Below are 6,786 nucleotides of genomic sequence, written 5' to 3' on the forward strand. Positions count from 1 at the left end.
ATGTTGTTGACGCCTTCGGTCAAATCCTTCCACGTGCCGCCGACGCCCCGGACCTCGGCCTGTCCGCCGAGCTTCCCTTCGGTGCCGACCTCGCGGGCGACGCGGGTAACCTCGGATGCAAAACGTGCTGAGCTGATCCACCATTGTGTTGATCGTGTTTTTCAGCTACAAGGATTTCGCCCTGCACGTCCGCGGTGATCTTCTTCGACAGGTCCCCGTTCGCCACCGCCGTCGTCACGACGGCGATATTGCGCACCTGATTCGTCAGGTTCGAGGCCATGTAGTTGACGTTCTCGGTCAAATCCGCGCCACGTGCCGGCCACGCCCTTCACCTCGCGCCTGACCGCCGAGCATGCCGAGCGTTCCGACCTCGCGGGCCACGCGGGTAACTTCGGACGCAAACGTGCTGAGCTGATCCACCATCGTGTTGATCGTATTTTTCAGCTCGAGAATTTCACCCTTGGCGTTAACCGTGATGTGCTTGGACAGGTCGCCCTTTGCCACCGCTGTCGTCACTTCTGCGATGTTGCGAACCTGATTGGTCAGATTGCTGGCCATGGAGTTGACGCTTTCGGTCAAGTCACGCCATGTTCCCGCTACGCCGCTTACCTCCGCCTGACCGCCCAATATGCCCTCGGTGCCGACTTCGCGGGCGATCTTCGTCACTTCGGAAGCGAACATGGACAGCTGGTCCACCATCGTGTTGATCGTATTTTTAAGTTCCAGGATTTCACCCTGAACGTTGGCCGTAATTTTTTTCGATAAATCCCCGTTGGCAACAGCCGTCGTAACGACCGCAATATTGCGGACCTGATCCGTCAAATTCGTGGCCATGTCGTTGACGCTCTCCGTCAAATCTCTCCACGTGCCGGACACGCCCTTGACGTTCGCCTGCCCGCCGAGCTTTCCTTCCGTGCCGACCTCGCGGGCCATACGGGTGACCTCGGACGCAAAGGTCGACAGCTGTTCCACCATCGTATTAATCGTATTTTTCAATTCCAAAATTTCGCCGCTGGCATTGACCGTGATCTGCTTGGTGAGATCGCCCTTGGCCACTGCCGTCGTCACTTCGGCGATGCTGCGGACCTGGCTCGTCAGATTGGCCGCCATGCCGTTCACGCTGTCGGTCAGATCCTTCCATGTCCCCGAGACGCCTTCAACATCGGCTTGACCGCCCAAAATGCCTTCGGTCCCCACCTCTTTGGCTACGCGGGTCACTTCGGAAGCAAACTTGCTCAGCTGGTTGACCATCTTGTTGATGTTGTTTGCGGATTTTTTGAACTCGCCGGTCAGCGGCCGCCCTTCAAACTCCAGATCCACCTTTTGCCGCAGATCGCCCTGGGCAACCGCGTTGATCACGCGCACCATCTCGCTGGTCGGCTGGATCAGGTCACTGACAAGACCGTTTAACGATTCTACGGCCGCCTCCCAAGACCCGCCGGTATTTTTATGGGAAAACCTGCGCGACAGCTTGCCCTCTTTACCGACAACCCTGGCAACGGTATCGATTTCGGACACAAGGCTCTCCTGCATTTCCATGATCTCATTAAAGGTGTCTGCGATTTTTCCAGCGATGCCCGTCTGATCGTATGGCATGCGGTATGTAAAATCGCCCTTTTTAAAAGCCATCAGCGCATCGAGCAGTTCCTTGGACTGAACCTGGCTCTCTTGCGAATCCGGTTTCAAATGCTGATCCGACATAGTCAAATCCCTCTCTCGACATAATTTTACACCGTTCATTGCTGGTAAACATGATTTCTCTATTATTCTACTATGCCGATTAAAATCTGTCATTTTCCTGCCAGTTAAAAGTTAAAAATTACACTTTAGCGAAAGCACAAAAAACCGTCCGAACAGCCCGAACTTTTTTTGATCGATTGGTCCGAATATATTTGACTGTTCAGTCCGGAAAGTGATATAGTGAGTCTAGCCCATCCATCATTGGGTTATGACACCTATTCCATCAAGAAAGCGAGGCAGCAGAAATGAGTACCTTGTCACACGAGCAAGCCGAGCAGCTCATTCATCTTTTCGCAGACCGTTATATTCGTAAGGATTATGCTGCATTTATCAATTTGTTTGCTGAAGATATCGTCTTCGAATTTCCTTATGCTCAGGAACCTAATCCTAAACGCCTGAAGGGAAAAGCCGCGCTAAAGGAGTATTTGGAGAAGTTAGGGAAGGTGCTTGAGATCACCTCATTCACTTCACCGGTCATTCATGTAGCGGCCGGCTCCCCGGTGTTCTTCGCTCAGTTCGGGGCGAGCGGCAAAAACCTGGTCACAGGCAGACCTTATGAGCAAAGCTATATATCCGTAGTCGAAGTTCTAAATGGAAAGATTGTCCATTATCAGGACTACTGGAATCCATTAGCGTAAGATATAGACAATTATTAGAACTGAAGGAGATAACCGTATGCATAATGAATCATTCACGCGCATTCTACTAACCGGAGGAGAGGGCAATACCTCCTCCCGCATTGCACAGCTGCTCGACAGTCAAGGCTACCTGGTTCGAAGAGCCGGACGCAGTATACCCAAGCCTGGGGATAAAAAAATGGGTGAACACGTCCCGTTCGACTGGTTTGATGACTCTAACCACGATGACCTCCTAAAGGAAGTTCATGCCGTGTATTTGGTTGCACCCGCAAGTATGCACCCTGAAGAGGTCATGATTCCTTTTATCCGCAGAGCACTTGACGCCTCGGTTAAGCGCTTCGTCCTGTTATCCAGTGCCTCGATTCCGGAAAATGGCCCCGTCTTCGGCGCCGTTCACCATTATCTTCGTGAGCACGCCCCCGAATGGGCCGTACTGCGCCCTTCCTACTTCATGCAGAACTTCACGAATGCCGGACACGGGCACGGATACTCCTTGCGCCAAAGCGGGCACATCTATACTGCAGCTGGAGACGGCAGGGTAGGTTTCGTCGACGCCGATGATATTGCAGCTGTAGGCTTCCATGCCCTAACCGACAAGGAGTCCTATAACCGGGAGCTTATCATTACTGGCCCGGAATCCCTCGCTTATGACGATGTGGCCCAAGTCATTCGCAGCGTTACCGGCCTGAACGCCAAGCATATCCATATCACACCAGAGCAACTTACAGAGCGGCATAAGGCCTCCGGCTTGCCGGAAAGCTATGCCAAATACCTGGCCGGTATGGATGTCGATATCCGCCTCAAAGGAATGGAGGATCAAGTTACAGACACGGTACTTCGTGTAACCGGGCGAGAGCCGCGTTCCCTTGAACAATTCATTTCGCTGAACAAGGCATGGTTTTCAACGGATATCCAAAAGGCACTTTGAGAAAAAAGGCTCTCCTGTCATCATCGTTTAAGATGACCACAGGAGAGCCTTTTGGGTTCAGGGATTCACTTATATGAGAGACTTACCGTTTAGCTGCCTTGCATCGTCCGGAAGACGGACAGTACCATTTGCATGATGCCAAGCAGCTTCGGCTCATCCATTCCGAGCTTGGCTGACGTTATCAGAGCGATCCGCTCATGCACGAGGAAACGGGCAAGGTCTCGGATGTTCACCTCCGTGCCTATTTCCCCTTCTGTCACCGCATGTTCCAGCATCGTGTAAAAGATCTGCTCCGACAGTTCGGTATTCGCCTGTAAATAAGCAGCCAGCTCCTCATGGTGAGGGGCCTGCTCGATCGCGCTGCTAATAATGAAGCATTGCAGGCGCTGTTCGGGGTCCATTAGGACCTTAATGATGGTAGTGAAGACGAGCTCCACCTTGTCAACCACCGTTCCAGGCCCTTCACAATGCTTCCTCAGCTCCTGATTCTTCTGATCCATATAGTGCTTGACTGCTGCAAAAAACAACTCCCACTTCGTTCCATACGTATCGTATATACTTTGACGGGCAATGCCCAGTCCAGTGATTAAATCCGGTAACGAGGTGCCTTCATAGCCGCGATTCCCGAAGATATTCATAGCTTTATGAAGGATCTCATTCGTATCAAAAGCCTTCGTTCTTGCCACGGTCCTCCCCCTTTCTCCAGTTATTCATATTAGTTATTATACTATAATTGCGGGCGAACCCTCACAATTCCCATATGCACCAGTCGGCCAACAAACCTCTATCGATTGCCGTGGACAGGGAACAATGGGTGAGAGAACATGCGGAATGTTCTCCGCATCTAACTTGCGAAAGAAATCTAAATCCACCAATAAACTTGAAATCGGGAGACTAGCAGTTTTAAACTTTATACTCTTCGAGAGCACGGACCAGCTTTGTTCTGACCGCTTCTCTTAGCTCTTCCGGTTGGAGCACGACCGCTTCAGCACCGAACGAAAAAAAATAATCAGCAAAGAATGGTATTTCGGACGGGAAGATACCCATTTCCAGTATGCCTGTGCCGTCATTGGAACTATGTACTTCTCCCCAAGGGAAAATCCAGCTCTTTTCTCGGAATAACTCAATCCCTTTTGCCGTTAGTTTCACTTTAACATCTACGCTTTCCAGAGTGCTGTAGAAATGAGGCCCCCAGTTCGTTAAATCTACCTCTGAAACATCCACTGTAGGCGTTGACGCTTCGGCATCCGCCAAGACGGCTGACCCTATCCGATCTACCCGGAATAATCGGAAAGCTTTTCGTAAATAGCAGTAAGCTGGGCAAAACCAATATCCCTCATGGGCATATATACCGATGGGTTGAATCGTTCTTTCATTGGTAACATTCTTTCGAATTCCATAATTGATGGTTACGGGCAACCTTCTAATGGATGCTTGGAGCAATAACTCGAGGTAGCCAGCTCGTTCTGGGCGTGTATGCGTAAAGAAGTCAATTCGGTTTCGCATCTCGTCGATCTGACTTTTCACATCTTCCGGTAAATACCTGTAAAATTTTCGAAGTGCGGATTTTGCAGATGCCTCGAAAGGCAGCGAGCTGAAGTGTCGAAGGGCATGGGAAGCAAAAAACATGGAGAATGCCTCATTTTCCGTAAATGAGATCGGTGGAAGGCTTCGCTCTGTCAGAACATGGTATCCCCCACCTGCACCAACTTGAGAGTATAAAGGCACTCCCATTCCACTCAGCTCCTGCAAATCGCGCAGCATGGTTCGGGTAGACACACCAAATTCTTCGGCAAGCTCTTTGACGGTGAATTTCCGCATTCGATTTACCGCCATCATCAGTTCAATCAGGCGCCTCGACTTCCCCATAAATATTCACCCCCAAAAGATTATAGTGACAAGTTCTGTCACATTCATATTATACACTATGAATACGCCGGATCGTTGGGAGAGATTTACGGTAGAAAGCGATATAAAAAAAGAGAAGGAGATTATTCATATGTCTAGAGAACAACGTAAAAAACTGGATGAAATGCTGCGGCGTCCTAAGCCCGCCAAGCCGCAAACCGTCGAGGAGATGCGCGCGAACTTCGCTTCCATGATGGCAACTATGTTAGTACCAGCGGGCGTGCGGACCACGCCGACGACCATTGGTAATCGGCCCGGTGTGATCGTTGACCCTGCACAGGATACCCGCCCAGGAATCATTCTTTATTTCCATGGCGGCTCGTATATTATGGGTTCCCCGTACACCGCTATGTCCCTTACCGCGAACCTGGTCGACAAGACCGGTATCCGGTCCGTCTCACTTGATTATCGCCTCGCCCCTGAACATCCGTTCCCTGCGGCTCTTGAGGATGCTCTCGCAGCCTATCGTGAGCTTCTGGACAATGGAGCCCAGGCGTCATCTATTGCGTTTGCCGGCGACTCCGCCGGCGGCGGTATTGCTGTCTCGACTTGCCTGATGGCACGGGACGCAGGCCTGCCAATGCCAGCAGCGGTAGTGACGTTCTCGCCGGGACTCGATAAGACGCATTCCGGAGCAAGTATGGATAGCAAAATGGGGCTCGATCCGTTCTTCACCCGTGAGGGCTTCGCATTGACGGACGAGATGTACCTCGCAGGACAGGATCAGAATCATGAACTCGTAAGCCCCGCCAGGTTCGCCGATCTTACCGGATTCCCACCGATCCTGCTGCAGGTCGGAACCAATGAGCTGCTTCTTGACGATTCCACGCAGTTAGCCGATCGTGCACGTGCAGCAGGCGTCGATGTCATCCTTGACGTTACCGCCGGCGTCCCGCATGTGTTCCAGGCGTTCACAGGTATTCTTGATGAAGCCGATCAAGCCCTGGACCGTGCTGCACTGTTCATCACACAGCATCTCAGATGTTGAATGCAATTGTTTAAAGATTCGCCAATAAAAATGCTCCCTTATACAATAAGGAGAGCATTTTTTTCTTTATTGCATTTCTTTTGTTGGACCGCTTGCAGCGGTCCAGGTCGGCCGAAATCAGGTATTTAACGATTACTCATCAGCCCGAATGGCGGGATCGAGCCAAAGTCAGCCCGGCAAGGACGATACTGACCAGCCCCATTACAATGGCAATGATGGCTCCGGCCCGCCCACTGCCGGTTCCGAAATCTCCGGTAAAAATGGTCAAGTGCAGCAGGGCGTAGGCTATAACAATCAGCCCCACCACTGCGGACACGATGGCCCCGCGCCTTCCACTGCCCTTACCGAATCGACCTGCGGAGCGAGCCAAAGAAAGCCCGCCGAGGATCGCGCCGATCAAGCCCAACATCGCATCTAACGAAGCCCAGATTCGCCCAGGGGTAGCTTCTCCGTATCCGACATTACCATTGGCCGCTGCAGCGGAAGCAACTGATGGAACAAGTAGAAAAACACAAAATATAGTGAACATCACCATCTTTATTTTCATTTGCCAAAGCTCCTTTTTGTTTTTTGATACGTTCCTC

At 51.4% G+C, this 6,786-nt stretch carries 7 protein-coding genes; 3 read left to right on the top strand and 4 right to left on the bottom strand.

Going from position 1 to position 6,786, the window contains the following annotated elements:
* Positions 1 to 297: 297 nt before the first annotated feature.
* On the bottom strand, positions 298 to 1,701 hold the full coding sequence (locus tag CPT76_RS35515; RefSeq protein WP_258169111.1) for a HAMP domain-containing protein: 1,404 nt from the start codon (positions 1,699 to 1,701) through the stop codon (positions 298 to 300).
* A 284-nt stretch (positions 1,702 to 1,985) separates the two neighbouring features.
* Here CPT76_RS35515 and CPT76_RS35520 point away from each other — a divergent pair, with 284 nt between their 5' ends.
* On the top strand, positions 1,986 to 2,378 hold the full coding sequence (locus CPT76_RS35520; RefSeq protein WP_105446228.1) for a nuclear transport factor 2 family protein: 393 nt from the start codon (positions 1,986 to 1,988) through the stop codon (positions 2,376 to 2,378).
* A 37-nt stretch (positions 2,379 to 2,415) separates the two neighbouring features.
* The gene (locus CPT76_RS35525; RefSeq protein WP_105446229.1) at positions 2,416 to 3,306 is read left to right on the top strand and encodes an NmrA family NAD(P)-binding protein; all 891 of its coding nucleotides are present in this window, start codon (positions 2,416 to 2,418) and stop codon (positions 3,304 to 3,306) included.
* An 89-nt stretch (positions 3,307 to 3,395) separates the two neighbouring features.
* Here CPT76_RS35525 and CPT76_RS35530 read toward each other — a convergent pair whose 3' ends face one another.
* Positions 3,396 to 3,992 carry a TetR/AcrR family transcriptional regulator gene (locus tag CPT76_RS35530; RefSeq protein ID WP_105446230.1) on the bottom strand — a complete coding sequence of 199 codons (597 nt, stop codon included), beginning with the start codon at positions 3,990 to 3,992 and terminating at the stop codon, positions 3,396 to 3,398.
* 217 nt (positions 3,993 to 4,209) lie between these two features.
* Positions 4,210 to 5,175: a helix-turn-helix transcriptional regulator gene (locus CPT76_RS35535; protein ID WP_105446231.1), complete on the bottom strand. Its 966-nt coding sequence runs from the start codon at positions 5,173 to 5,175 to the stop codon at positions 4,210 to 4,212.
* Positions 5,176 to 5,305: 130 nt separating this feature from the next.
* Here CPT76_RS35535 and CPT76_RS35540 point away from each other — a divergent pair, with 130 nt between their 5' ends.
* Complete coding sequence (locus CPT76_RS35540; protein ID WP_105446232.1) at positions 5,306 to 6,202, top strand: alpha/beta hydrolase; 897 nt, start codon at positions 5,306 to 5,308, stop codon at positions 6,200 to 6,202.
* Positions 6,203 to 6,341: 139 nt separating this feature from the next.
* On the opposite strand, the gene CPT76_RS35545 is transcribed toward CPT76_RS35540, so the two are convergent.
* A partial coding sequence (locus CPT76_RS35545) for a DUF6223 family protein (RefSeq protein WP_258169112.1) occupies positions 6,342 to 6,786 on the bottom strand: 445 nt, incomplete at its 5' end.

The sequence above is a fragment of the Paenibacillus sp. AR247 genome, from assembly GCF_002968895.1.
GTDB classification, from domain to species: Bacteria; Bacillota; Bacilli; order Paenibacillales; family Paenibacillaceae; genus Paenibacillus_AQ; species Paenibacillus_AQ favisporus.

What these genes read in the sequence shown, in the direction of transcription:
- CPT76_RS35535 (WP_105446231.1), bottom strand. Translation starts at nt 5,175, where the DNA reads ATGGGGAAGTCGAGGCGCCTGATTGAACTGATGATGGCGGTAAATCGA.
- CPT76_RS35540 (WP_105446232.1), top strand. Translation starts at nt 5,306, where the DNA reads ATGTCTAGAGAACAACGTAAAAAACTGGATGAAATGCTGCGGCGTCCT.
- CPT76_RS35515 (WP_258169111.1), bottom strand. Translation starts at nt 1,701, where the DNA reads ATGTCGGATCAGCATTTGAAACCGGATTCGCAAGAGAGCCAGGTTCAG.
- CPT76_RS35525 (WP_105446229.1), top strand. Translation starts at nt 2,416, where the DNA reads ATGCATAATGAATCATTCACGCGCATTCTACTAACCGGAGGAGAGGGC.
- CPT76_RS35520 (WP_105446228.1), top strand. Translation starts at nt 1,986, where the DNA reads ATGAGTACCTTGTCACACGAGCAAGCCGAGCAGCTCATTCATCTTTTC.